Source organism: Luteithermobacter gelatinilyticus (assembly GCF_005849285.1).
GTDB lineage: Bacteria > Pseudomonadota > Alphaproteobacteria > Sphingomonadales > Emcibacteraceae > Luteithermobacter > Luteithermobacter gelatinilyticus.
On sequence record NZ_CP040517.1, the window covers coordinates 2372035 to 2395022 of the forward strand.

Below are 22988 nucleotides of genomic sequence, written 5' to 3' on the forward strand. Positions count from 1 at the left end.
CTTAGGAGCCCTGGCTATCAACAAGAATAGCAGGGTAGCCCGCATTTTCAGAAGCCTTGGCAATGTCTTCAACGTTTGCCTTTGCCGGGTCAAAAACCACAACCGCTGTTCTTGTGTCATAATCTGTTACCACAGACAGCACGCCCTCAACCTTCTCCATCGCTTTGCGCACAGTGATAGGACACATGGCGCAGGTCATTTTTTCAATAGTGAAAGTCACTTTTTTTTCAGTGACCTGCTGTGCTATCGTGCTGACATCATCCGCAATGACAGCGGTAACCGGCATCGCTACGCCGAGTACAGCAGCGACTGCACAGGTTCTGATCAATCGTTTCACCTTCATACTCCTTGTTTGCATTTAAATATATTCACCTAGGACTGGTGCCCAGAAATCAACCGTCAGCGCCAGTAGAACCAGCACTATTGATATCCATAGAACAGCTTTAATGACACGCTCAGACTTTGGTGTTGCGCAATACCCCTCATCACATTGTTTCTTCGGTTTGAAATAAACCTGCCAAAAACCGATCCCTAAAAACCCAAGTGCAACCACTGCAAAATAATCCTTATAAGGCTCCATAACTGTAAGGTTGCCAATCCATGAACCACTAATACCCAGCATCAGGAAAATAAACGGCAAAATACAACAGGACGAGGCCAATATTGCTCCAATAGCACCAAGGCTGGCGCTCCAGTTTTTGCTCTTGTCTATTGGTCGTCTAATATCACTCATTACTGTTGTCTTTCTTTGATTGCTAACGTCATTCTTGCCTATGTATCCGGGCAAAATACTATTTGCATTACGTCTGAATTTAATGTAGCCTACACCCTGTATTAATTACAGGGTAAAGCAAAAAAGTGACTACATCTCAAAAACGTGAATATACGAGAGGTAAACTTGCGAAAGAGGCTGGTGTAAATCTGGAAACAATCCGATTTTATGAGAAAATCGGTCTTATGCCTGACCCACCGCGCTCTGCTGCGGGATATCGGTGTTATTCGTTAGAGCATCTGAAGCGACTTAAATTTATCCGCAGATCACGGGAGTTGGGATTTACCAACAATGAAGTTGCGGGACTTCTGGAAATGGTTGATGGAACCTATACCTGCAATGATATTAAAGAGCTCGCGTTGACAAATATTGATCTCATCGCTCACAAGATAGCAGACCTGAAGAAAATGAAAAAGTCATTGGAGATCATGGCATCTCAATGCAGAGGAGGAGCCACGCCTGACTGTGCCATTGTTGATCACTTATTTGAAACCTGATTTATGAAGACCGGTTGTCCTTTGGTGACAATCAAAATCGAAATAGCCAAGGTGTCATAATTTCCTTACCTATCATTCTACTAATCCAGATAATCTAGCTCTAGCTCCCAGTTATATTCAAGGTAGCATGCCCAGCCGCACAGCTCGCTTGGCTACCGTCCGCCGGCACCGCAGGCCGTCGTCAGCCATGAGCCGTATGGAGCGTAGCGGAATATGGCTCATGGCCAAGCGCATTAAGCATACAACGAAGCAGAACGATGGAAGAACATCACGAGATTGCAACTGGACCTAAAATCGGGGGTTGACCAAATTGATTCCCAAAGGCACAGGGACACACAAGTTGATTGGCGTCGCAATCAAGCCCTAAATATGTATCAACCATATGAATTACCGCAGGAAATCAAAGAAAAGATTCGAAAGTTCCAAAAACTCTATAACTTGAGTTATGGTGCTTATGACTTTATTGTTATCCCAGACGGTCAATATGTTTTTCTGGAAAATAATCCCAGTGGTCAATGGCTTTGGCTTGAACGGGCCCTCAATATACCGATAAGCCGAGCCGTCGCCCCCGAGGTCGCGACGCTCAGGGCCCGGTCGATCTCGGCCCAGAAGCCCATGCATTCTGGCGAGAACTTCTCCGCCCCATTCACAAGAAAAAAATTGTATATAATTTCCAAATATATAGTCATCATATATATTCATCCTGGCGATACATGTCACGGCCATTTTTTTTACTCCCGCCGTCTGCAAGACTTTGCGGTTGCCTGGACAGGTTCTGTGGTACTATAACAAAAACAACTGCAACGACGATCTTGGCATGGACATCTGATGAGTATAAAATTGTATAAGGGCGACCTACCCGAGGATCTGAAATTTGACGGCCCCGTCGCCGTGGATACGGAGACGCTGGGGCTGAAGCCGCACAGGGACCGGTTGTGTCTGGTGCAGATTTCCGGCGGCGACGGCCAGGCCCATCTGGTCCAGATCGCCCAAGGTCAGCACCAGGCGCCACACCTCAAGGCCCTGTTGGAAAATCCCAAAATCCTCAAGATTTTCCATTATGCCCGCTTCGATGTGGCGGTACTCAAACACCATTTAGACATTGAGGTGGCGCCACTTTATTGCACAAAGATCGCCTCCAGACTGGTGCGCACCTATACCGACCGCCACGGCCTGAAAGATTTGTGCAAGGAGCTTTTGCAGGTGGACCTTTCCAAACAACAGCAGAGTTCCGACTGGGGTGCCGATGAATTAAGCCACGCACAGCAGGAATACGCCGCCGCGGACGTGCTTTATCTGCACCGGCTGATGGACCGGCTCAACATCATGCTGGACCGGACCGGCCGCAAACACATGGCCCAGGCCTGTTTTGATTTTCTCAACACCCGGGCGGAACTGGATCTTGCGGGGTGGGACGACACCGATATTTTCGCCCATAGCTGAAGACCGGCCCCGAAACGGACAGAAACGGGGGGGACGAACGGCAGGCAGACTGATCTGGAGCTTGCCCTTCAGCGAGCTCCCCTTCTGGAGATTGATCTTTTGGGATTGATCTTTGGGGATTGGCCTTTGCACGATCCCCGCTTATGGGTAGAATGTCGATAAGTTGATAACATGCCGCACCAGCCATAACGCCGGAGCAATTATCTTGAGCAACCATGCCGTAGTAACACTCTGGAGAGAGATACCGTGACGGGCAGCCCTACCCACAACCTTGACCAGAACGATCAGGATCATTTCAGAAACCTGTCGCCCAAGTCCCTGTCTTATAAAGACAGCCAGAAGGAAGTCAGGCTTGTGACGCTGCTGAAAAAAACCGTACCCGTCTTTACGGGCCTGGTGCTGGCTGCCCTGGTTTTGTGGCCGCTGCTTAGCCAGAAGGAAGGCAGTTTCACGCTGGCCGTTGACCGGCTGGAGAAACGCGATGAAACGGCCAAACTGATCAAACCGCAATATGTGGGCATTGACCGCTATGGCAATCCGGTCAGAATTGCCGCCGAAAGCGCCTATCGGGAAAGCCATGGTCAGATGGATTATCATCTGAAAAACCTGTTGGCGGAACTGAAACTGAAAGGCGGGGAAAATATGCAGGTGAAAGCCTCCAGCGGTATTTTCCAGGCCGACGCGCAAAAAATGATTCTGGATGGGGATGTCAAAATCACAACGGATACCGGGTATAAACTGACGGCAACCGAATCCGCCTTCCTGATTAATGAAAAACTGGCCACCGGTGATAAGGGGGTTTCCGGCACCGCCCCCTTCGGCAAATTCAGCGCCACCCGTTTTGAGGTGGATGTGGACGAAGAAATTGTCCGCTTGTCCGGCAATGTGAAAATGCATATAAATCCTCGCAGTCCCCTGGATCTTGCGCAACCAACCAAAGAAGAAAGAGAATGAAACCGGCTTTGTTTTTCCCCCGCCATCTTCTGATGGCTGTTCTGTATTTCGGTCTGATGGTTTTGCCTGGTGCTGTTGTACCGGCCCACGCCGAGGTCTCGGCGCTCAAGGATCATGACGTCAAAATGCCTGTCGATATCAGCGCCGATAAGCTGGAAGTCCGGCAAAAGGAAAACATTGCCGTCTTTGCTGGCAATGTGATGGTGACTCAGGGCGACATGACCATGACCTCTGACAGGATCACCGTTTTTTATGAGCCCCAGGAAAACGGGGAACTGTCTTCCGCCATCACCCGCCTGGATTCTTCGGGCAACGTGGTGCTGAAATCCCCCACAGAGGAAATCACCAGCACCTGGGGCGTTTATGACCTTTCGGAACGGATCATCACACTTGGCGGCAAGGTGGTGCTTAAACGGGAAGACGGCGTGTTGCAAGGCAAACGCCTGCAACTGAATATTGACACCGGCACCATCAGCATTGAAGGAGCCGTTACAGGAGAAACCGGTGAAAACCGGGTCAAGGGACAGTTTACCATCCCGGACAAAAAATAGACAAAACCGGCTTTGCCCTTTGATTTTCCACGCCCGAGACATATATTTATTTATATCTGTCAGGGCTCATAAAAATAGTTTCTTAATCTTCTATGGGCTAAATATTAGGACATGGATCATAAAAACGCACAAATAACGTCCGAGAAGGAAGCTGCCCGAATGGCAGACTCCGATCCGTCGGCCATCAGCCCGCAGGTGCAGGCAACGGCCGGGGGAGAAAAACCCGTGGAGGTATCTTCCACCGATACGGGGCTGGTCGTGGATTGTATTCAAAAAAAATATCGCAAGAAAACCGTATTGCGGGGCATTAACCTGGAAGTACACCGGGGCGAAGTTGTCGGCCTTCTGGGCCCGAACGGTGCCGGGAAAACCACCTGTTTTTACACCATTACCGGCCTGATCGAACCCGATTCCGGGCGAATTCTCCTTGACGGTCATGACATTACGCGGCTGCCCATGTATCGCCGGGCGCGGCTGGGAATCGGCTACCTGCCACAGGAGGCATCTATTTTTCGGGGCATGACGGTGGAGGAAAATATCTGGTCCGTTCTGGAAATTTCCGAACCCAACCCCAACCGGCGGGCCGAAATGCTGGAAGATCTGCTGCATGAGTTTTCCATTACCCATATCAGCCAATCTCCGGCCCTGGCCCTGTCCGGGGGAGAACGGCGCCGGGTGGAGATTGCCCGGGCGCTGGCGACGCGCCCCAGCTTCATGCTGCTGGATGAACCTTTTGCAGGGATTGATCCCATCGCCATTGCCGATATCCGGGATCTGGTGTCCCATCTGAAGGACCGCGGCATCGGCGTGCTGATTACGGATCACAACGTCCGGGAAACGCTTGATATCATCGACAGAGCCTATATCATTCATGATGGACAGGTTCTCATGTCTGGCACGCCACAGGAAATTGTCGCTAATGAAGACGTCCGTCGTGTATATTTGGGTGACAGATTCAGTCTGTAAAATGGGGTAGAATGTTATGGCTTTAACGCCACGTCTGGAATTAAAACAGACTCAGACACTGGTCATGACACCGCAATTGCAACAGGCCATTCGCTTGTTGCAATACTCCAACATGGAATTAACGGACTTTGTGCTTCAGGAAGTGGAAAAAAATCCGTTCCTGGACGTGGCAGATTCTTCCGCCGAACAAAATAACCCGGGGGCGGATCAGGACAACCAGTCCCCCCCAAAGCCGGAAAATGACCGCAGTGAAAAACCAACAGGGTCTGATGAATATCTTTCCCAGGATGTCACCCGTTCGGATCAGACGGACAGTCCGCTTGATACCGATTATGAAAATGTTTTCAACAATGACACGACCACCGATGGCCTGGGCAGCCTGTCCGATTCCCTGAGCCTGAACGGCAGTCGCCCGTTGAAAGGATCAAATGGCGGGTTTGAAGAATCGGACTTCCCGCTCGACCAGCGGCTGGAAAGAAGTGAAACCCTGGCCGAACATCTGGAGGAGCAGCTAAACATGATGCCGCTGCCTCCTGAGGATAAGCTGATTCTGCAATATATGATCGGCATGCTGGACGAGGCCGGTTATCTCCTGGAGGATCTGGAGACCCTTGCCGAGCGTTTCGGATGCAGTACGGCAGAAATTGAAAGAGTGCTGCTCATCGGTCAAACATTTGACCCTTCAGGCGTTTTTGCCCGCAACCTGTCGGAATGCCTGAAAATACAGCAACGCGAACGTAACCGGCTGGATCCTGCCATGGAAACCCTTCTTGATAATCTGGATATCCTGGCCAAAAGGGACTACAATACGCTGAAGCGACTCTGCAGGGTGGATAATGAGGACCTGAAGGAAATGATAGAAGAAATCCAGTCCCTGAATCCCAAACCCGGACTTATTTTTGACGGCGCTATTGTCCAGACAGTCATCCCCGATGTTTTTATCCGCAAAGATCCCAAGGGGGAATGGTATGTCGAACTCAATAATGAAACCCTGCCCAAGGTCCTCCTGAACAATGTGTATCACGCCAAAATCCGGGAACAGACCAAAAACAAAGAGGATCGGGAATATCTCGCTGATTGCATGGCTTCGGCCAATTGGTTGGTCAAAGCCCTGGACCAGCGCGCCAGAACAATTCTGAAAGTTTCCAGAGAACTGGTTCGCCTGCAAAAGGAGTTTTTTGAAAAAGGAATCAAATACCTGAAACCCCTGAACCTGAAAACCATCGCCGAAGCGATCGACATGCATGAAAGCACGGTCAGCCGGGTGACGGCCAATAAATATATTGCCACCAACAGGGGGATCTTTGAAATGAAGTATTTCTTCACCACCGCCATTTCCGCCACCAAGGAGGGAGATGCCCATTCTGCTGAATCTGTAAAATACAGTATCAAGTCTCTGATTGATAACGAAGACCCCAAAAAGATATTGTCCGACGACAAGCTGGTCGAACTTCTTCAGGCCGAAGGTATTGATATCGCACGCAGAACTGTCGCAAAATACCGGGAAGCCATGAATATTCCGTCATCGATTCAGAGACGCCGCATCAAGAATTCTACCCTGTAGGTTCGGCCTGTCCCCGGCCTGGCGGCTGAGTCTGACGTATCCGGCCGGCGCGTTTGCCGAAACCAGCGGGACAAAAAATTAACCAGACAGCGTTTTTTGTCCCAGCAGGGTGTGATTATGAAAGACCGTCCGGGCGCAAACCGGGGTCTTTCCGCGGGAATTGAGGGAAACCTTGACAAAGTGTCAACTTGCCTCTAACTTCCGCGGCCTTGTACTGATAAATGCACGAGGCTTACTTCGGTTAAGCTGTCTGAGAAGGATCTGAGTTGAACATGAGAATAGTTGTTACCGGGAAACAAATTGATATTGGCGATGCTCTTCGAACCCATGTGGAAAGCCATTTGGAAGGCGCCGTCAATAAATACTTCAACCACCCCATTGAGGGGACCGTGACATTCTCGAAAGACGCGCATTTATTCAGGGCGGACTGTCATGTGCATCTCGGACACGGCATGGATTTGATGACCCATGCTGAAGAGACAGACATTTATGCTGCGTTTGACGCCGCAGTGGAACGCATGGAAAAACGGCTGCGTCGTTATAAACGGCGTCTGACCAATCATCATAACCAGCGGACCAACGGCGAAGCGCTGATCCCGGCTCAATACAATGTCCTCGCCGTGGAAGAGGATGAAGTGGAAGAACCGGAAGATGGTCAGCCGGCTATTGTCGCAGAAACTGAAACCCAAATTCCCGAAGCTTCCGTCAGCGAGGCCGTGATGCGGCTGGATCTTGGCAATTTGCAAACGCTGATGTTCCGCAATCGGGCTCATGGCAGAATGAACGTGGTCTATCGACGGGCAGATGGCAACATAGGGTGGATAGACCCCCAAGTGGACTAACAACAAAAAGTGATCCGTATGGATATTGCTGATTTAATAAGCCTGGAATCGATCATTCCGGATATGAAGGCGACCAGCAAGAAACAGATCTTGCAGGAACTCGCCACAATCGCAGAAAAAATTGTCGGGCGGCCGGCTCATGAGATCGTAGACGTTCTGGTGGAACGGGAACGGCTGGGCACGACCGGTGTGGGGCATGGCGTTGCCATACCCCACGGCAAGATCAATGACCTGGATCGGCTGTATGGGTTTTTTGCCCGCCTGAAACAGCCGGTTGATTTCGATTCCCTGGATGGGGAGCCAGTCGATCTGATTTTCATGCTGCTGGCGCCGGAAAGCGCTGGAGCTGATCATCTGAAGGCACTGGCCAAGGTCTCCCGGCTGTTACGTGACAAGTCAATCTGCGAAAAACTCCGGGGCTCAGAAGGCGGGGATGCCATCTATGCTATCCTTACCGCCTCTTATAAAAATTCCCACGCGGCCTAAGCGCTGATTACCCTATATGTGGTCGTTTGCCTTAGAGTGAATTGTGATGAGATTGATGCAATTCTCTTGAGTCCCTATCCGGATGGAATACGGAGAAATAAATTCGTCGTAGCGGACACCGTCATGACCTATGGCGGTGTGCGTATCCTGGATGAGCTTTTGTCCCCTCATCCAGGTCTTTTCTCGTATTCTCCCCCCTCATCCAATCCCGCTTCACTCGATCTCGATGGTGATCCGTTCAGGGGTCGGGTCCGGTTCCTCAAGGTCAATATGCAACAGGCCATGCCGCAGGCTGGCCCGGATCACACGCACCCCGTCCGCTAGCACAAAACGGCGCACAAACTGGCGTGTGGCAATTCCCCGATGCAGATAGGTCTTATCTTCTGCGTCCTGGCGTTTGCCACGGATCATCAATTCCCTGTTTTCCACCGTGACCGCCAGGTTATCCCGGCAAAAGCCCGCAACGGCAAGTGTAATGCGCAACCTGCCGGGCTCCGGGGTTTCAATATTAAACGGCGGACATCCCTCACTGCCGGTTTTCGCCGCCTGCTGTAAACGTTGTTCGAGATATTCAAACCCCAGCAACAACGGATTATCGGAAATGCTGTACCGTGGAATGGCTTTTCTCCCGCTTTTTGATGGGCTTGTCATCTCATAAATGGGGGGAGGCCGAAAAAAAACAAGAGGCGGGTCTGCACCCGCCCCTTAGAGTGAATTGTTCCATCGGGGTTATTCTTCGGAATCATCCTCTTCAGGGCCGCCTTCCTCAGTCGGGGCACCCTGGGGATCTTCTTCTTCCAGTGCCGGCTCGACTGCGGCGTCGGAGTGAACGGTTTCAGGGGATGCTTCAGCCGTCTGCTGATCCTGCTCCGGAATACCGGAGTCCCGGAACAATTTCCAAACGATAGCGCGGGCTTTTTCCCTGTCCTCTGGTGAGGCGGTCACCGTTGCAGAGGTTTCGGCGTCAATCACCTCTTTCTGTGGCTTTTCACCCGCGTCCTGATCCGGGATCTCATATGGATCAGCGGACGGCTGCTGTTGCGGTGTTTCCTTCACCATATCGTTCTGGTCCAGGACGCGGAACGGTTTGGCCTTCTCCAGATCCGTCTCGGGAATTTTGCCTTCGCTTTTCTCCGGGGGACGCACCCAGCAATCCGTACCGCGTTCGCGAATCTTACGGCAGGCCTCATTGGCTTCTTCATAAGAGGTCAGCGGGCCGGCATTCAAACGATAATAAAATCCGCTCGGCTGCTTACCACCCCGGTCTCCGAAATCCACCTCTGAACGGCGCGGTTCCAGATGGCCGATAATATCTTCGTATTTCTTTTTCAGTTTTTCCCAGCCGGGACGCAGTTCCGACTTCTTGCGATAGGCCGCAATCTGTAAGGCCCAGCCTTCCGGCCCCAAAAGCGGCGGAACGGACGGGTCCTCGGGCTCTGGTTCGGGCGCCGGCACGACCACCGCCACCGGTTCGGGTTTTTCCTCCACCAGGCGAGCAACCGTCATGTTTTTGGTCAGGCTGTCATCCTTGAAACTTTCATAGCCGGGTTCCTCCAGGTCCTTCTTAGCAGAAACCGACCGGCGCAAAACCTGGTCAAAACGTTTCTCCGCCGGCATATTGGCGAGCACCCGGTAATAATTCAGATTGTCATCGGTCAACTCCGGGCCGCTATCAATGGATAACAGCCGCGCCGCCATCATCTCATTACCGGCCAGCGCATAAGCCATCGCCAGATTTTGACGATGCGTAGCATCGGCGCCCTTATGCTGGGCGGCCTGTTTGAGGATCCGGATCGCCTCATCATGGCGGGACTGCAACGCCAGGGAAAGGCCATAATTATTCAACAGTTTCAGGTTATCGGGATCAATCTCCAGACCATCCCTGTAGACTTCCAGCGCCGCCTGTTTATGCCCCTGCAGTTCCAGGGCCAACGCCAGGTGACTGATGGCATCCCCGTCGGCAGGCGCAAGCCGGACAGCTTTGTTCAACACCGGCACTGCCATGGTCGGGCGGCTCAGTGCCAGATAAACCTTGCCCAGACCTTTCAAGGCCTCGATATTTTCCTCATTACGATCCACCGCCTTCTGGAAGGCTTCCAGCGCATCGGGATATTGCCCCACCGCGCTCAGGGACTGTCCAAGCCCCACCAGAGGCTCGGACGAAAACGGATGCCATTTATGGGCCCGACGAAACAACGGAATGGCCGCGTTATGGTCCCCTTGCGCCACCATCTCCCGCGCCAGATTGAGAAAACTATTGTCTTCGCGGCTTGAAATTTCATGGGAGACCCGGGCAACACCAGGAGACATCTGCGCAGAAGGACCGGCCCCAGCAGAGGAAGGCGCCTCACCGCCCGTCGTCGTGCAGGCCGCCACCATCAAGGGGACCGCCACCGTTGTCATCAGACGGATCAGCCCGCGGGATTTCCCCGAGCGGGTGTTCAAAGTTCGTTCTGCAGGTGCCTTCATGGTCTTTATCCTCAGTTTCCGGCCGCAATATGCAGCCCTGTCATTGCCGCCTCATTCGGCCAGGCAGGAACAGTTCTTTTTATCCAGATCACAACAATGCTGCTCAAAATACATTTCCAACGCTTCCATCAAAACTTCCTGGCAGCTTTTACGGGAATGTGCCGTATACAGCCGAAGTCTCAAGTGGCTCTCCTTGTCCATGCGCAGGGTCATGGCAATACGTTTTCCTCCAGAGTCTTCTCCAGACTCTGGATCCGGCTTCGCCGCCATGGGACGGCCCTGGCCGGTCAGCGAACGGGCCTTCGGGGCCGGCTGGCCGGAACGTCCGCCAGGTGTGCGCTCCCGAGATCTTTGTTTTTTGCGTGGTTGGTTCTTTGTTTCAGCAGCCGTCCCACCCGCTTTTTCCGGAACCGTTTCCTGTTGAAAACTTTCCGGTGTGGAGGCTTCTTGTGCCGTTTCAGAAGGGACCATAGGCACATCCTGCGCCGGCGCAACATCGGCTACCGGGTCGGCAGCCACATATCCTGTGCCAAACCGGTCTATTGCCGGAACAGAAAGTTTTGGCGTTGCCAGGGAGGGGGCGGCGTGCCCTTTGCGGGCCAATAGTGAACTCGTTAACCTAGCCTCTTTTTTCATTGTGCTCTCTTCCTGCCTTACACTTCTTTACCGGAATTTTCTCAGTTCTGGATCTGGCGCCGACCAAATCCCTGAGATGATGCGGGCATGCGACGCTGCTGGGCGGTGCTCTGGAAAACAGTGCGGCGGAAATTTTTCTCCAGCCGGTCGCTGATATATTCCCACAGATCGGCAACTTCCTGGGCCGATTTAGAGGCCGGGTTGACTTCCATGACCGTACGGCCATCAATCATGCTGGAGGCATAATCGGTGCGCTGATGCAACGTCACAGGGGCCACCGTGCCGTGCTGGGACAAAGCAATGGCCGCATCGCTGGTGATTCTGGCGCGAGGGGTTGCCCCGTTGACGACGAACATGAAGGGTTTGTCGGTGCGGTCTGCCAACTCAACCGTGGCCCCCGCGGCCCGCAGGTCATGGGGACTGGGACGGGTGGGGATAACAATCAGATCGGAAACCGCAATCACACTCTGGATCGCCAGCGTGATGGCAGGCGGCGTATCAATAATCGCCAGTTTGAAACCCTGGGAACGTAACTCGTCCAGGTCCGTAATCAAGCGGGAAACATTGGTTTGGGCAAAAGCGGGCGTCGGAGCCTCGCGTTCATTCCACCATTCTGTCAGGCTGCCCTGAGGGTCAGTGTCCACCAACACCACCGGACCTTCACCAGCAAGTTCGGCCTGGACCGCGATGTGACCGCTCAGAGTGGTTTTCCCGGACCCGCCCTTCTGTGAAGTAAATGCCAAAACACGCATATGATCCAACCTTGTTCGTCGTTTATAAATTCTGTTATAGTTTTATTATCGGGCAGCTACAGAATGCGTAGTCCCTTTCATTGGACCATAGTGCCGTGCAGGTCTTAATAAATCGTAAAATAGAAAACAAAATTTTAACTACTAACTTATTATAAATAAAAGATATTCACCGCAATTGGGATAAACACCTCCTTGTACAGGGGGGAGTGACCTCTCTTTTTAAGAGCACCGCCATGAGAAAAACACCGTTGATCTGCCTGCTTTTGACCCTTGCGCCCCTGGCGTCTTCGCCCCTGTCCGCCTCCGCCACCATTGCCGATGGCGTGCGCGCCTATGAAGTGGGGGATTACGAACGGGCCCGGGAGGAGTGGCTGCCCTATGCGGCCCTGGGCAATCCCAATGCCCTTTATAATCTGGGGCAGCTATACAGAATGGGGCGCGGCGTCGAACAGGATTATGCCCGGGCGGCGGAATATTATCTACGGGCCGCCGGAAAGGGACATGTGGGGGCCCAGCGCAATCTGGGCACGCTGTATTATTTCGGACGCGGAGGAAAGAAAGACCTGGAAAAGGCCATGCTCTGGCTCAGCCGCGCGGCAGCCAATGGCGATGCCCGCGCCCAGAATATGGTGGGCATCATGCATTACACCGGCGAAGGCGCCCCGCAGGACCGGGTAAAGGCCTATGCCTGGATCTCCTTATCTGCCCGCCAGGGCCTTGGGGATGCGATCCGCGCGGAGCAGCAGCTCAGGCCGTTTCTGACGGATGCCGAACGACAGGAAGCCAGCGCACTGGCCCCGACCCTGGTGGCAGGATATGATCGCAGCGACAATACCGCCCTAATGGTCAACGGTCAGGAAGAAGACGAGATATCGCAGCAAGCGGCTTCAGAAGTAATTCCCACCTCCCGGGCAACGCCCGAAGCTTCTCTCCTTCCGGCCCCAGGGGACGGGAATGAATCGGCTCAAGCCGGTACCATCGTAGCGCCGTCCTCCTCTGAAAAAAAAGCTCCAGAGAACACTCTGGCTAAGGACATTCTGGCCGAGGACCTGTATCGGGTTCAGATTGGCGCCTATCGCAGACAGGAGGAAGCCCGGGCTGCCGGCGACCATTTGACCCTCAAATATCCCGATATCCTCGGACCATACGGCCATGTGGTCGAAACGGTTGATCTTGGCCCGGACAAGGGAGTTTTTTATCGTCTACAACTGCGTCCCTTCGCCAGTCGCGAAGAGGCCAATGCCCTTTGCACCCGGTTGAGCGCCGCCGGTCAAAGCTGTTTTGTTCTGAAAACACCCAATGATAAATGATAAAAGCTGACAGGGCCTTTGGGGATTTTCCGGATACTTTCGAATTTTGGGTATGCAGATTTAGAATGAATTGAGTCAACCTCTTCACAATTCACTCTAGACGTCCTCTGATCAGCCCCCGAACCGAATTGCCCACATAAAGTTTGTCTGCGGCACGCAAGTCTTCCGGGAAAAGGCGTTTCTCCCGGGCCCGCCCCTCGTCAAGGAGGCGCTGACGCAGAATGCCGCCCAAAAGCCCGGCTTCGAGCGGCGGGGTATATAACCGTCCGTTTTTTTCCACAAACAGATTGGTGAAACTGCCCTCGGTCAGTTCTCCCCGTTCATTGGTGAACAGCACCTCGAAACAGCCGCTTTCCCGGCGGGCCTGCTGCAAAGCATCATCGTAAAAAGACCGTCTGGTGGTCTTGTGATAAAGATAGGGGGAACGACTGTCCACCGCCTCGGGCCAGAGCCGGAAGCGCCTTTCTTCCCCTTCCGGCGACGGGTTCAGGCGGGTTGATGTCACTGACGTCATGCCGTCCCGTGACAAGAGCAGGCGCACTCGCCACGATCCAGTCGGATCCAGCCGGGCGCAATGCCGGATCAGATCATCGCGGATCCGGACCAGATCACAGGCAAAATCAAAATAGATGGCGGAGTCTTTCAGTCGCGCCAGATGAGCGTCCAGATGCTCCAGTCCCCCCGCTCCCGTCCACCGCATGGTTTCAATTAGGGCAAACTCCTCTTGCCGTCGGGTCAGGAACGCGGCCTTAAGCAGACATTCTTCATATTCTTCCTGCGCGGCGGAATCCGCAACGATGCCGCTGCCGATTCCCATTTGGCCCCCGCCGGTCCGGTTCAGGGTGACTGTGCGGATCGGAACATTGAAACACATCTCCCCATCGGGCGTCAGATACCCAATAGCCCCGGTATAAATTCCTCGCGGCACGCCTTCCAGTTCCGCAATGATTTCCATGGCGCGGATTTTGGGGGCGCCGGTAACCGAACCACAGGGGAACATGGCCCGCAGAATATCGGTATTTTTCACTCCCGCCGCCACTTCCGCTTCGATACTGGAGGTCATCTGAAACAGGGTGGCATATTTTTCCACATCATACAGGCTGTGGACCTTCACCGATCCCGGCCGGGCCAGTTTTGACAGGTCATTGCGCAGCAGATCCACAATCATCAGGTTTTCGGCCCGGTTCTTTTCATCCTCTCGCAACCGTGCGGCAAGGTTCTGGTCCTCCGCGACCGTGCGGCCCCGGCGCAGGGTGCCCTTCATGGGACGGGTCAGCAAACGATTGCCGTCCCGGCGCAAAAACAGTTCCGGACTGAGGGAAAGAATATCCTGGTCCGCTGTCTGGATATAGGCCCCATAGGAGACCCTCTGCGCCCGACGCAGCGCGGCATAAAGAGCCGAACTATCTCCCTCAAAGTCGAATTCCGCCCGCAGCGTATAATTCACCTGATAAATGTCCCCGGCCCTGAGATATTCATGAATCCGGGCAATGTCTGAAAGATAAGCCGCCTTGGCCTTTGACAGACGAATATCGCCGATCACCGCCCGCCCCCGTTCTTCCCGCTCACGCCAGTAGCGTTCAGCCTCATCCGGCAAATAACGGCGGCGTCCGTCAAAAACCCCGAAACACAGGTAGGGCACCTCCACCCGTGGCGGCAGATGAACTCTCAGGCGTTCTTCAAGGGTAAGTCCGCTCTCATAACTGATCCAGCCGGCCAGGTGATAACCTGCGGCAAGGGCCTCTTCCATTGCCGTAAACCCCTGCGTCAGCTCCTCCGGATGGTTGACCGTAATCACGTCAAGCGGGGACTCGTATAAATATGAAACACCCCCTGTTTCATTGCCATACCCATGCCGTCCATGTCCATGTTGGCGACCGGCCGTCCCTTGGGCAAGGCTGTCATCCAGAAACAAGCGAAGATGTTGTTTTTGTCCTGCACCGTTCTTAACCGGCATGGTTACCGAACCTTAAGCTTTTTACCTTAGTGATAAGGCATATTGTCATATTGTGCGTTTATTTGTCGCACAAATGTCATATGCTATCTTGCATCAAATCACAATAACCGGAAATAAAGCATCAGAACATTCCACCGGCAAATACCACCAGGAAATATCAACGGGAAATACCAACGGGAAATAAATGTCCGATTATATCCTTACCATCACCTGCGATGACCGAACCGGCATCGTCTCAGCCGTCTCCACCTTCCTTTCCGAACGCAGCTGTTTTGTCAAAGAGGCCGCCCAATATGGCGATCCCGACACCAACCGTTTTTTCCTGCGGTTGGTGTTCACCATTCAGGATCAGGCCCTGTCCCTGCGCCAGATTGAAAAGGATTTCGACCCCGTCGGACAGAACTACCGGATGACATGGAATTTTTACGATACCGACGAAAAACCCCGGGTGATGCTCATGGTTTCCCGTTTCGGCCATTGCCTTAATGACTTGCTGTATCGCTGGCGGCAGGGCTTTTTGCCCATTGAAATTACCAGCATCGTTTCCAACCATCGGGATTTTGAAGAAATTGCCAGCTGGCACAAATTGCCCTATTATTATTTGCCGGTCACAAAAGAAAACAAACCTCAACAGGAAAAGGCCCTTTTTTCCCTGATTGAAACCCAGGAGGTGGACCTGGTGGTGCTGGCCCGTTACATGCAGGTTCTTTCCGATGAATTGTGTCAGAAACTGAAAGGGCGGGCCATTAATATTCACCATTCCTTTTTGCCAAGTTTTAAAGGGGCGAAGCCATATCATCAGGCCCATGCCCGGGGTGTAAAGTTGATCGGGGCGACGGCCCATTTTGTCACGTCGGATCTGGATGAAGGGCCGATTATTGATCAGGACGTGGAACGGGTTGATCATTCCTTCAGCCCGGACGATATGATCGCGCAGGGACGGGACATCGAAAGCCGGGTTCTGGCGCGTGCCGTTAAATATTTCGCAGAAAAAAGAATTCTGCTCAACGGCACCAAAACGGTTGTATTTAAGTAAGATCAGACAATGACAGAAAGGGCCACAGAAAGGCTAAAGAACCAACAAAATATTGGCATATACATTATATATATGCTAAGCCAATTCTGCTGATAATGAGATTCATAAAAAATACATGATACAGGCAATGTCATTTAACTACACAAGGGATATACGGTAGTGTCAGTTGGAATTTTAGAGGCAAAAGAACGCCAATCAAGGGTGGACACCATAACCCACCACCTTGCATCGGGTATTCGTCAGGGGCGATATGTTCCGGGTCAGAGACTGGTTGAAGCGGACTTGACCAGAGAGTTGAATATCAGTCGTGGTCCATTACGCGAAGCCCTGCGGCTGCTTGCTGCCGGCGGCCTCATTGATCTGATTCCCAACCGCGGCGCTGTCATCAAAAAACTCGAACCGGAAGAAATCATTCAGCGTTTTCAGCTGGTCGATGTAATGGGGGCTTTGGCCATTCGGGGATACAATCCCAAGGACGAAAATATCAAGGCCTTGTCCGAGATGACAGAAGCGCAGCTTGAGGATCACGCCAGCCTGCTCAGCGCCAGTATGGAATTTTATTGCGCCATCGCCAAAAGCAGTAATAACGGCCTGTTGGAGGAAATGCTGTACCGGCTGAATATTGCGCATTTCTCCCGCCATATTTTGCAGGTCCTTAATCTTGATGCCACAGAACTGAAAAAGCACTTTCAGGTTTTGGTCAAGGCCGTCCTTGAGGGCAACCGGGAAAAAGCTTTGCAAGCGCACAGCTCATGGATCAAGACAATCCTGACGCAGCACAATCTTTGAGAGTGCAATAACGTCCCGGATACAGGTTTTGATCCCGACCTTTCAGAAAGGGTGTTTCTTGGTACGGAACCGCGTGGCTTCGGCCTTTCCGGTTCCGTATAAGGTGGCCCATGAACGCCCCTTCCCTATTTTTCTTTTCATATAAATCCCTCCGTCACAAATCCCTATTGCCAGATTCCGGCGCAGCGCATATGGTGAGGCAAACTTTCAGCATTAAACCACCCCCGACAGATCGCCGCGCCTGTCGGTCTCATGTCATTTGAGCGGAAAAAGGGGAAGTCGTGAGTTTTTTACAGATTGTTGTCCTGGCCATCGTTCAGGGGATTACCGAATTCCTGCCCATCAGTTCTTCGGCCCATCTGATTCTTGTGCCCCGGCTGACGGATTGGCCCGATCAGGGGGTGATGATGGATGTGGGGGTGCATCTGGGCACATTGGGGGCTGTCATGCTGTATTTCCGCACGGATGTCGGGCGGTTGTTCAATGCCTTCTGGCAGATGCTGACTCTGAAACAGGATTATGACCGTATGGAACGGCGGCTGTTTCTGGCGCTGATCCTGTCCACTATTCCGATCATTATCTTTGGCGGGCTGGCTGCGGCATTTGACCTGAATGATTTGTGGCGGACGCTGGAAGTGATCGGCTGGACCAGCATTCTGTTCGGCCTGTTGCTGTATGTTCTGGACATGCGTGCGCCTGTCACAAAAAAAATCACCGATATGCGTTACGGGCACGCCCTGATCATGGGGTTTGCCCAGGTGCTGTCCATCATTCCGGGCACCAGCCGCGCCGGGATTACCATGACCGCCGCCCGGGGGATGGGGTTCAGCCGGACGGAAGCGGCACGGTTTTCCATGCTGATGTCGATTCCCACCATTATCGCCGCCGGTAGTATGGAAGGGGTAAAGCTGGCGCAATCCGGTGACTTTGTGCTGGGGCTGGATATCCTGCTGGGGGCGGGGCTGTCTTTCCTGGCGGCCCTTGTCGCCATCGCCGCGCTGATGAAGTGGCTAGAGCGGGCCAGCATGACACCCTTTGTGGTCTATCGGGTCATGCTCGGCGCCGCCTTGCTGGTCTGGGCCTATGCCTAGAGTGAATGGGTCAACCTATTCACAATTCACTCTAATACGCGATCGGTAAACCGAGAAAGCAAAGAGAAACGATATGTCAGGAAAGAAATGGTGGGCGGTACAAGGTTCGAACTTGTGACCCCTACGATGTCAACGTAGTGCTCTACCACTGAGCTAACCGCCCGTGCAAAACTGTGTGAAAGGGATTTATAATGATTTCCTCTCAAGAAGCAAGCCCTTTGATGCGGTTTTTTATCTACTGCCCCCGCAGGCCTCATGGCGGTATGCTGTCATGGTTCAGGTTACATATGGTTCAGGTTACATATGGTTCAGGTTATATTCAGGCAAGTCGTTCTAAACTTTTGGGGAACACTCGGAGGCGTCCCATGTTAAAAAAAATCGGAATCCTGTCCATCGTCGCAGGTGTCCTTGTGCTTTCAGCCTGCAGCAGCAAACTCACCGGGACCGTGACCCGCTTCCATCAACTGCCCGAACCGCGCGGGGAACATGTCGAAGTGGCCGCCATGACCCCCCAATTGCAAAACAGCATTGAATTCAGCCAATATGCCAACATGATTGGGGCCCGTCTCGGACAATATGGCTACCAGCCACCGGGGAATGCCCCCAGCGAGCTGATCGCCCGGATCGGTTATGGCGCCAGGCCCGTCAGCTCCGTCGGCTATGAAGAGGGGTCTTCCGCCGCTGTCAGTGTGGGCACGGGCAGTCACGGCAGCCATTTCGGCCTTGGCGTCTCCTTTCCCCTCGGCGAACGCCAACCGCGCCAGGATTATGTCTATGGCCTCAGTCTCGACATCATACGTCGCAGCGACGGCATGAAACTCTATGAGGGGCAGGTCAGCATCCGCCGTACCGACAGCAGCATGGCGGAAATGATGCCCTATCTGATCGACGCCCTGTTCCAGAACTTCCCCGGTCCCAGTGGCACTTCCGAACGGGTCAAGGTGGATCGCCGCACCCCTCCCTAAAAAATATATGGCGCGGGTTCGCGACGACAAAGGCCGCTACATAAGGTTTAAGCCGTCTGTTCCTTGACCTTGAGAAAGCGGATGTCGGGATAGTCTTCTTTCGCCTTGTCCAGACGCCAGCTGTTACGGGCCAGAAAAACGGGGGCACCGGTATGGTCTTCGGCCATATTGGCCTTATTCGCCTCAATAAACTGTTTCAGCTTGTGCCGGTCATCACAATCCACCCAAACGGCGGTATAAAGTGAGGTCGGCTCAAACCGGCAGGCCACGTCATATTCGGTCCGGATGCGATCAGCCATCACATCAAACTGCAACATCCCCACCACCCCCACATACCATTCGGACCCGATCGTGGGTTTAAACACCCGCGCCGCGCCCTCTTCGGCTAGTTGCTGCAACGCACGGGCCAGATGTTTGGCTTTCATGGGGTCTTCGGGCCGCACCGTCTGGATATGTTCGGGCGCAAAACTCGGAATTCCGGTAAATTGCAGGTCCTCCCCCTCGGTGAGGCTGTCGCCGATCCGCAGATTCCCATGGTTGGGAATGCCGATAATATCGCCGGGCCAGGCTTGTTCGGCCAGTTCCCGGTCCCGGGCCAGGAACAGCACCGGATTATGCAGATTGATCAGTTTTCCAGTGCGGTTGTGTTTCAGTTTCATGCCGCGCTTGAATTGCCCAGAACAGAGCCGGAAAAAAGCGATACGGTCCCGGTGTTTCGGGTCCATATTGGCTTGAATCTTGAAAACAAAACCGGACACTTTTTTCTCTTCCGGGTCCACCTTGCGACTTGTTGTGCTGTACTGCCCCGGCTTTGGCGCAAAACTCCCAAGCCCTTCCAGAAGTTCCCGCACCCCGAAATTGTTAATGGCGCTGCCGAAATAAACCGGGGTCAGCGTGCCGTCCAGAAATGCCTGCTGATCAAAGGGCGGGCACAGTTCCCGAACCATGTCCACTTCCTCACGAAACTGGGCCAACAGATCCGCCGGAATCAGATCATCCAGTTTCGGATCATCAGTGCCGTTACAGGTGATGCCTTCATCCGGACGCTCGTCCGTTCCCTTGTCGATCAGAATCAGCCGGTCATTGAAAATATCGTAACAGCCCTTGAAATTCCGGCCCATGCCGATTGGCCAGCTGGCCGGGGTGACATCCAGCGCCAGGGTCTGTTCGATTTCTTCAAGCAACTGGAAGGGGTCCTGCGCTTCTCGGTCCATTTTATTGATAAAGGTGATGATGGGCATATCCCTGAGCCGGCATACCTCAAACAGTTTGCGGGTCTGGCTCTCGATCCCCTTGGCCGCGTCCAGCACCATCACCGCGCTATCCACGGCCGTAAGCACCCGGTAAGTGTCTTCGGAGAAGTCTTCGTGGCCCGGCGTATCCAGAAGATTGAACATACGCCCATCATATTCAAAGGACATCACCGAGGACGCCACGGAAATACCGCGTTCCTGCTCCACCTTCATCCAGTCGGAACGAGCCCGGCGCTGTTCGCCGCGAGCCTTGACGGCACCAGCCATCTGAATGGCGCCACCAAACAGCAACAACTTTTCGGTCAGAGTGGTCTTCCCCGCATCCGGGTGAGAAATAATGGCATAGGTCCGCCGCCGGTTAACTTCCTGTATCTGGCTTGTCATCAATCTTGTGTCGGTTTTCGGTTGTTCTAAAAATCCTGCGGACTGTAAAAATTTGCCTTTCACTTGTACAGCGAAAAAGATGCTTTTGGGGGAAGAAGCCCGCTTTTCTCCATAAGACATACCGTTTTTCAGCAGCCAACAAAACTGCAGGCAAAAGAAAACCGGGCGTTGATAGCGGCGCCCGGCCTGCCCTTTTGGGATACCCTCCTGAAGGGTGAGATTACTCCAGATTAAATTGTCCGAGGGCCTCTTTGGCTTCCTCGCTGCCGTTACGCATGGCTTCCCCCAACCACCATTTGGCCAGGCTAAGATTCTTTTCCACGCCTTCCCCCAAAGCATACATCAGACCGGTCACCAGCTGGGCGTCTCTCATGCCGCCCTGAGCCAGCGGCAGACACACCGTGTGGGCCAGATCAAATTCAGAATTGATAAACGCTTCTAGGCAGCGGATTTCCTCAACCGGATCTGCACCCCGGGCCATTTCCAGGGACTGGTCACTGCGTGTGGCAGCAGATGAAGCCGCCAGAGCGCCAAAAACGGTAAAAATGACGGCGGAAATCCCCATAAAAAATTTTCTAGACATAAATTTCCCTGTTCCCAACTTTCATTTAAGTTAATTTTTCGTTAACGCCTTCAGTATAAGCAAATCACAGGCCAGAACGGATTACCCCTTTATTTTCAATAGCTTTCCGAAAAACCAGTCTTTTCAGCTTTGTTCAGCCGCTCCCAACTGTAACATTTTTTAACATTTTTTATAGAAGATTGTGCCAAATCGGGATTTTCAGAGCGCCATTTTTCCGACTGCCCCGCCCCTTGTCCGTAGATCCTCGCCCCTTTGCAAAAGATCCTCGCTGGTTTCCGCTCCCGGTGCTGAAGTTAGAGTGGCCCGAGCTTGAAGTTAGACTAGAGTGAATTGTGAATAGGTCGCCGCAATTCGCTCTGGAATCCTGGTACTCTGGGGTCCAGATCATCAGGAAACTATGATATACTGCGCAAAAGCTGGCCCGGTTGCGTATCCGGCATCTGAAATCTGGATTCGTACCGTGGAACCCTTCGGATGAAACTCTATTACAATCCCATCTCTAGCTACTGCCAAAAAGTCTTAATTGCCTTTTATGAAAAAGGGTTAAGCTTTGATCCCCAGACCGTAGACTTGCGAGACAAGCTTGCGGCCGCCAATTACCGCAAGGTACATCCCCTCGGAAAACTGCCCCTGCTGATCACCAACCAGGGGCGTAAAATTCCCGAGTCGAGCATTATTATAGACTATCTGGATGCCAATTATCTGACCGGCTGCCGGCTTATTCCCTCTGACCTCGAGATGGCAAGAAATGCCCGACTGAAAGATCGTATGTATGATCTTTATCTCAACGACCCGACCACCACCCTGCTTTTTGAGCTCCAGAAATCACCGGATAAACGGGACCCTACTATCCTTCTCAAGTCCCGTGAGACGCTCAATATCATGTATGACCAGATGGACCGGGATCTGCACGATCACAGTTGGGCTAATGGTCAGGATTTCAGTCTCGCCGACTGTGCGGCGGCCCCCGCCCTGTTTTATGCGCAAAGGGTACATCCCTTTACCCATCATCCGGAAATCAAGGCGTATTTCTCCCGCCTTATGGGACGCCCTTCGTTACAGAAAGTAATGGGACAGGCGGAGCCGCTGATCAGAGGGTTTTTCAGTTAGAGGTCTCGCTGAGCCGTTCATAATAGATCACCCACAGATCGGTCCAGTTTCGGCCTCCATCCTCGCTTTTCTGCCACCGCCAGGTCAGGCTGTCCGCGGTAATATCCGTAAACAGCATCCGCCGCAGCGGCCCTGCCCGGGACGTCTCTGGCCGGGTTTCAAACACAAACTCTTTGCCCAGATCCTTGCCATAAAAATCAAAATAGCCCCCCTGGTTATCCACCCAGGTCTGGCGCCACTGGCCGCTGTGTTTGTCAAAAATGGAATAACTGCCGCCGCGGAAATGATGACCACCCATCACCCCGCCATCAAACCGTTCCTCCACCACGCAGCCCTCATAAATCTTACGGATCCGGTTTATGCCCTCACCCCGTTTGTCCCCCTTGCCCCAGGACACTTTCCAGGTTCCAAGCCAGAAATCCAGTCGGCCATAGTTGGCGTCCGCGCAATAGGCCTTGGCGGACGTCTCTTCGGCGGTTGCCAGAGCCATGCCCTCCAGCAGCAGAAACACCCCCACCAGAAAACCGATGATATGTTTCATTGTCATCTCCCTTTTTCCAGAATGAATTCTGATGAGG

24 protein-coding genes and 1 tRNA gene are annotated in these 22988 nt (G+C 53.1%); 14 read left to right on the forward strand and 11 right to left on the reverse strand.

Features of this window, described 5'->3' with window-relative positions; translation table 11 throughout:
* Nucleotide 1: 1 nt before the first annotated feature.
* Together FE788_RS10635 and FE788_RS10640 are read right to left on the reverse strand one after the other, a co-directional pair.
* Entirely contained in the window at nt 2–337 is a 336-nt protein-coding gene (locus FE788_RS10635) for a heavy-metal-associated domain-containing protein (protein ID WP_246057923.1), read from the reverse strand.
* Nucleotides 338–358: 21 nt separating this feature from the next.
* Nucleotides 359–733, reverse strand: coding sequence for a mercuric transporter MerT family protein (locus tag FE788_RS10640; RefSeq protein WP_138380620.1), 375 nt, complete (start codon nt 731–733; stop codon nt 359–361).
* 125 nt (nt 734–858) lie between these two features.
* Here FE788_RS10640 and FE788_RS10645 point away from each other — a divergent pair, with 125 nt between their 5' ends.
* The 8 genes from FE788_RS10645 (at nt 859) to ptsN (ending at nt 8075) form a co-directional block, all read left to right on the forward strand.
* Entirely contained in the window at nt 859–1269 is a 411-nt protein-coding gene (locus FE788_RS10645; RefSeq protein ID WP_138380621.1) for a MerR family transcriptional regulator, read from the forward strand.
* Between the two features lie 828 nt (nt 1270–2097).
* Nucleotides 2098–2712: a ribonuclease D gene (locus FE788_RS10650; RefSeq protein WP_138380622.1), complete on the forward strand. Its 615-nt coding sequence runs from the start codon at nt 2098–2100 to the stop codon at nt 2710–2712.
* Between the two features lie 246 nt (nt 2713–2958).
* Nucleotides 2959–3666: an LPS export ABC transporter periplasmic protein LptC gene (lptC, locus tag FE788_RS10655; RefSeq protein ID WP_168190373.1), complete on the forward strand. Its 708-nt coding sequence runs from the start codon at nt 2959–2961 to the stop codon at nt 3664–3666.
* Nucleotides 3663–4217: an LptA/OstA family protein gene (locus tag FE788_RS10660; RefSeq protein WP_138380624.1), complete on the forward strand. Its 555-nt coding sequence runs from the start codon at nt 3663–3665 to the stop codon at nt 4215–4217. Before lptC ends, FE788_RS10660 begins: the two co-directional genes overlap by 4 nt.
* A 159-nt stretch (nt 4218–4376) precedes the next feature.
* Nucleotides 4377–5183 (forward strand): LPS export ABC transporter ATP-binding protein, encoded by an 807-nt coding sequence (lptB, locus tag FE788_RS10665; protein ID WP_138380625.1) that lies wholly within the window; start codon nt 4377–4379, stop codon nt 5181–5183.
* 16 nt (nt 5184–5199) lie between these two features.
* Nucleotides 5200–6747 carry an RNA polymerase factor sigma-54 gene (gene rpoN / locus FE788_RS10670; RefSeq protein WP_138380626.1) on the forward strand — a complete coding sequence of 516 codons (1548 nt, stop codon included), beginning with the start codon at nt 5200–5202 and terminating at the stop codon, nt 6745–6747.
* A 272-nt stretch (nt 6748–7019) separates the two neighbouring features.
* Nucleotides 7020–7589: a ribosome hibernation-promoting factor, HPF/YfiA family gene (hpf, locus tag FE788_RS10675; RefSeq protein WP_138380627.1), complete on the forward strand. Its 570-nt coding sequence runs from the start codon at nt 7020–7022 to the stop codon at nt 7587–7589.
* A gap of 18 nt (nt 7590–7607) precedes the next feature.
* On the forward strand, nt 7608–8075 hold the full coding sequence (ptsN, locus tag FE788_RS10680) for a PTS IIA-like nitrogen regulatory protein PtsN (RefSeq protein ID WP_138380628.1): 468 nt from the start codon (nt 7608–7610) through the stop codon (nt 8073–8075).
* A 213-nt stretch (nt 8076–8288) separates the two neighbouring features.
* Here the strand turns inward: ptsN and FE788_RS10685 are convergent, their stop codons facing one another.
* The 4 genes from FE788_RS10685 to FE788_RS10700 form a co-directional block, all read right to left on the reverse strand.
* Nucleotides 8289–8726 (reverse strand): Hsp20 family protein, encoded by a 438-nt coding sequence (locus tag FE788_RS10685; RefSeq protein WP_246057925.1) that lies wholly within the window; start codon nt 8724–8726, stop codon nt 8289–8291.
* A gap of 78 nt (nt 8727–8804) precedes the next feature.
* A complete protein-coding gene (locus FE788_RS10690) occupies nt 8805–10544 on the reverse strand; it encodes an SPOR domain-containing protein (protein ID WP_138380629.1) in 1740 nt (579 codons plus the stop codon).
* Nucleotides 10545–10595: 51 nt separating this feature from the next.
* Nucleotides 10596–11180, reverse strand: a complete 585-nt coding sequence (locus FE788_RS10695) for a hypothetical protein (RefSeq protein WP_138380630.1) — start codon at nt 11178–11180, stop codon at nt 10596–10598.
* Between the two features lie 41 nt (nt 11181–11221).
* The gene (locus tag FE788_RS10700; RefSeq protein ID WP_138380631.1) at nt 11222–11932 is read right to left on the reverse strand and encodes a ParA family protein; all 711 of its coding nucleotides are present in this window, start codon (nt 11930–11932) and stop codon (nt 11222–11224) included.
* 233 nt (nt 11933–12165) lie between these two features.
* On the opposite strand from FE788_RS10700, the gene FE788_RS10705 reads away from it, so the two are divergent.
* The gene (locus FE788_RS10705; protein ID WP_138380632.1) at nt 12166–13242 is read left to right on the forward strand and encodes an SPOR domain-containing protein; all 1077 of its coding nucleotides are present in this window, start codon (nt 12166–12168) and stop codon (nt 13240–13242) included.
* A 91-nt stretch (nt 13243–13333) separates the two neighbouring features.
* Here the strand turns inward: FE788_RS10705 and pabB are convergent, their stop codons facing one another.
* Nucleotides 13334–15199: an aminodeoxychorismate synthase component I gene (pabB, locus tag FE788_RS10710; protein ID WP_138380633.1), complete on the reverse strand. Its 1866-nt coding sequence runs from the start codon at nt 15197–15199 to the stop codon at nt 13334–13336.
* A 184-nt stretch (nt 15200–15383) separates the two neighbouring features.
* Here pabB and purU point away from each other — a divergent pair, with 184 nt between their 5' ends.
* The 3 genes from purU to FE788_RS10725 all read left to right on the forward strand — a co-directional run bounded on the left by purU (nt 15384) and on the right by FE788_RS10725 (nt 18115).
* Nucleotides 15384–16235, forward strand: a complete 852-nt coding sequence (purU, locus tag FE788_RS10715) for a formyltetrahydrofolate deformylase (RefSeq protein WP_138380634.1) — start codon at nt 15384–15386, stop codon at nt 16233–16235.
* Nucleotides 16236–16436: 201 nt separating this feature from the next.
* Nucleotides 16437–17024: a GntR family transcriptional regulator gene (locus FE788_RS10720; protein ID WP_168190374.1), complete on the forward strand. Its 588-nt coding sequence runs from the start codon at nt 16437–16439 to the stop codon at nt 17022–17024.
* A gap of 281 nt (nt 17025–17305) precedes the next feature.
* The gene (locus FE788_RS10725) at nt 17306–18115 is read left to right on the forward strand and encodes an undecaprenyl-diphosphate phosphatase (RefSeq protein ID WP_138380636.1); all 810 of its coding nucleotides are present in this window, start codon (nt 17306–17308) and stop codon (nt 18113–18115) included.
* 88 nt (nt 18116–18203) lie between these two features.
* On the opposite strand, the gene FE788_RS10730 is transcribed toward FE788_RS10725, so the two are convergent.
* A tRNA-Val gene (locus FE788_RS10730) sits at nt 18204–18278 on the reverse strand.
* A gap of 202 nt (nt 18279–18480) precedes the next feature.
* Between FE788_RS10730 and FE788_RS10735 the strand changes: the two genes are divergently transcribed.
* The gene (locus FE788_RS10735) at nt 18481–19080 is read left to right on the forward strand and encodes a DUF4136 domain-containing protein (protein ID WP_168190375.1); all 600 of its coding nucleotides are present in this window, start codon (nt 18481–18483) and stop codon (nt 19078–19080) included.
* 47 nt (nt 19081–19127) lie between these two features.
* Here the strand turns inward: FE788_RS10735 and FE788_RS10740 are convergent, their stop codons facing one another.
* Nucleotides 19128–20717 (reverse strand): peptide chain release factor 3, encoded by a 1590-nt coding sequence (locus FE788_RS10740; RefSeq protein WP_138380638.1) that lies wholly within the window; start codon nt 20715–20717, stop codon nt 19128–19130.
* A gap of 220 nt (nt 20718–20937) precedes the next feature.
* A complete protein-coding gene (locus FE788_RS10745; protein ID WP_138380639.1) occupies nt 20938–21300 on the reverse strand; it encodes an SEL1-like repeat protein in 363 nt (120 codons plus the stop codon).
* A 474-nt stretch (nt 21301–21774) separates the two neighbouring features.
* Here FE788_RS10745 and FE788_RS10750 point away from each other — a divergent pair, with 474 nt between their 5' ends.
* The gene (locus tag FE788_RS10750) at nt 21775–22410 is read left to right on the forward strand and encodes a glutathione S-transferase family protein (protein ID WP_138380640.1); all 636 of its coding nucleotides are present in this window, start codon (nt 21775–21777) and stop codon (nt 22408–22410) included.
* On the opposite strand, the gene FE788_RS10755 is transcribed toward FE788_RS10750, so the two are convergent.
* Nucleotides 22403–22951: a hypothetical protein gene (locus FE788_RS10755; RefSeq protein WP_138380641.1), complete on the reverse strand. Its 549-nt coding sequence runs from the start codon at nt 22949–22951 to the stop codon at nt 22403–22405. The genes FE788_RS10750 and FE788_RS10755 overlap by 8 nt on opposite strands.
* Nucleotides 22952–22988 lie beyond the last annotated feature (37 nt).

Bases quoted from the DNA above. Each gene is read 5' to 3' on its own strand.
- FE788_RS10640 (WP_138380620.1), bottom strand. From the start codon at position 733: ATGAGTGATATTAGACGACCAATAGACAAGAGCAAAAACTGGAGCGCC.
- FE788_RS10650 (WP_138380622.1), top strand. From the start codon at position 2,098: ATGAGTATAAAATTGTATAAGGGCGACCTACCCGAGGATCTGAAATTT.
- FE788_RS10660 (WP_138380624.1), top strand. From the start codon at position 3,663: ATGAAACCGGCTTTGTTTTTCCCCCGCCATCTTCTGATGGCTGTTCTG.
- lptB (WP_138380625.1), top strand. From the start codon at position 4,377: ATGGCAGACTCCGATCCGTCGGCCATCAGCCCGCAGGTGCAGGCAACG.
- rpoN (WP_138380626.1), top strand. From the start codon at position 5,200: ATGGCTTTAACGCCACGTCTGGAATTAAAACAGACTCAGACACTGGTC.
- hpf (WP_138380627.1), top strand. From the start codon at position 7,020: ATGAGAATAGTTGTTACCGGGAAACAAATTGATATTGGCGATGCTCTT.
- ptsN (WP_138380628.1), top strand. From the start codon at position 7,608: ATGGATATTGCTGATTTAATAAGCCTGGAATCGATCATTCCGGATATG.
- FE788_RS10685 (WP_246057925.1), bottom strand. From the start codon at position 8,726: ATGACAAGCCCATCAAAAAGCGGGAGAAAAGCCATTCCACGGTACAGC.
- FE788_RS10690 (WP_138380629.1), bottom strand. From the start codon at position 10,544: ATGAAGGCACCTGCAGAACGAACTTTGAACACCCGCTCGGGGAAATCC.
- FE788_RS10695 (WP_138380630.1), bottom strand. From the start codon at position 11,180: ATGAAAAAAGAGGCTAGGTTAACGAGTTCACTATTGGCCCGCAAAGGG.
- FE788_RS10700 (WP_138380631.1), bottom strand. From the start codon at position 11,932: ATGCGTGTTTTGGCATTTACTTCACAGAAGGGCGGGTCCGGGAAAACC.
- FE788_RS10705 (WP_138380632.1), top strand. From the start codon at position 12,166: ATGAGAAAAACACCGTTGATCTGCCTGCTTTTGACCCTTGCGCCCCTG.
- pabB (WP_138380633.1), bottom strand. From the start codon at position 15,199: ATGCCGGTTAAGAACGGTGCAGGACAAAAACAACATCTTCGCTTGTTT.
- purU (WP_138380634.1), top strand. From the start codon at position 15,384: ATGTCCGATTATATCCTTACCATCACCTGCGATGACCGAACCGGCATC.
- FE788_RS10735 (WP_168190375.1), top strand. From the start codon at position 18,481: ATGTTAAAAAAAATCGGAATCCTGTCCATCGTCGCAGGTGTCCTTGTG.
- FE788_RS10740 (WP_138380638.1), bottom strand. From the start codon at position 20,717: ATGACAAGCCAGATACAGGAAGTTAACCGGCGGCGGACCTATGCCATT.
- FE788_RS10745 (WP_138380639.1), bottom strand. From the start codon at position 21,300: ATGTCTAGAAAATTTTTTATGGGGATTTCCGCCGTCATTTTTACCGTT.
- FE788_RS10750 (WP_138380640.1), top strand. From the start codon at position 21,775: ATGAAACTCTATTACAATCCCATCTCTAGCTACTGCCAAAAAGTCTTA.
- FE788_RS10755 (WP_138380641.1), bottom strand. From the start codon at position 22,951: ATGAAACATATCATCGGTTTTCTGGTGGGGGTGTTTCTGCTGCTGGAG.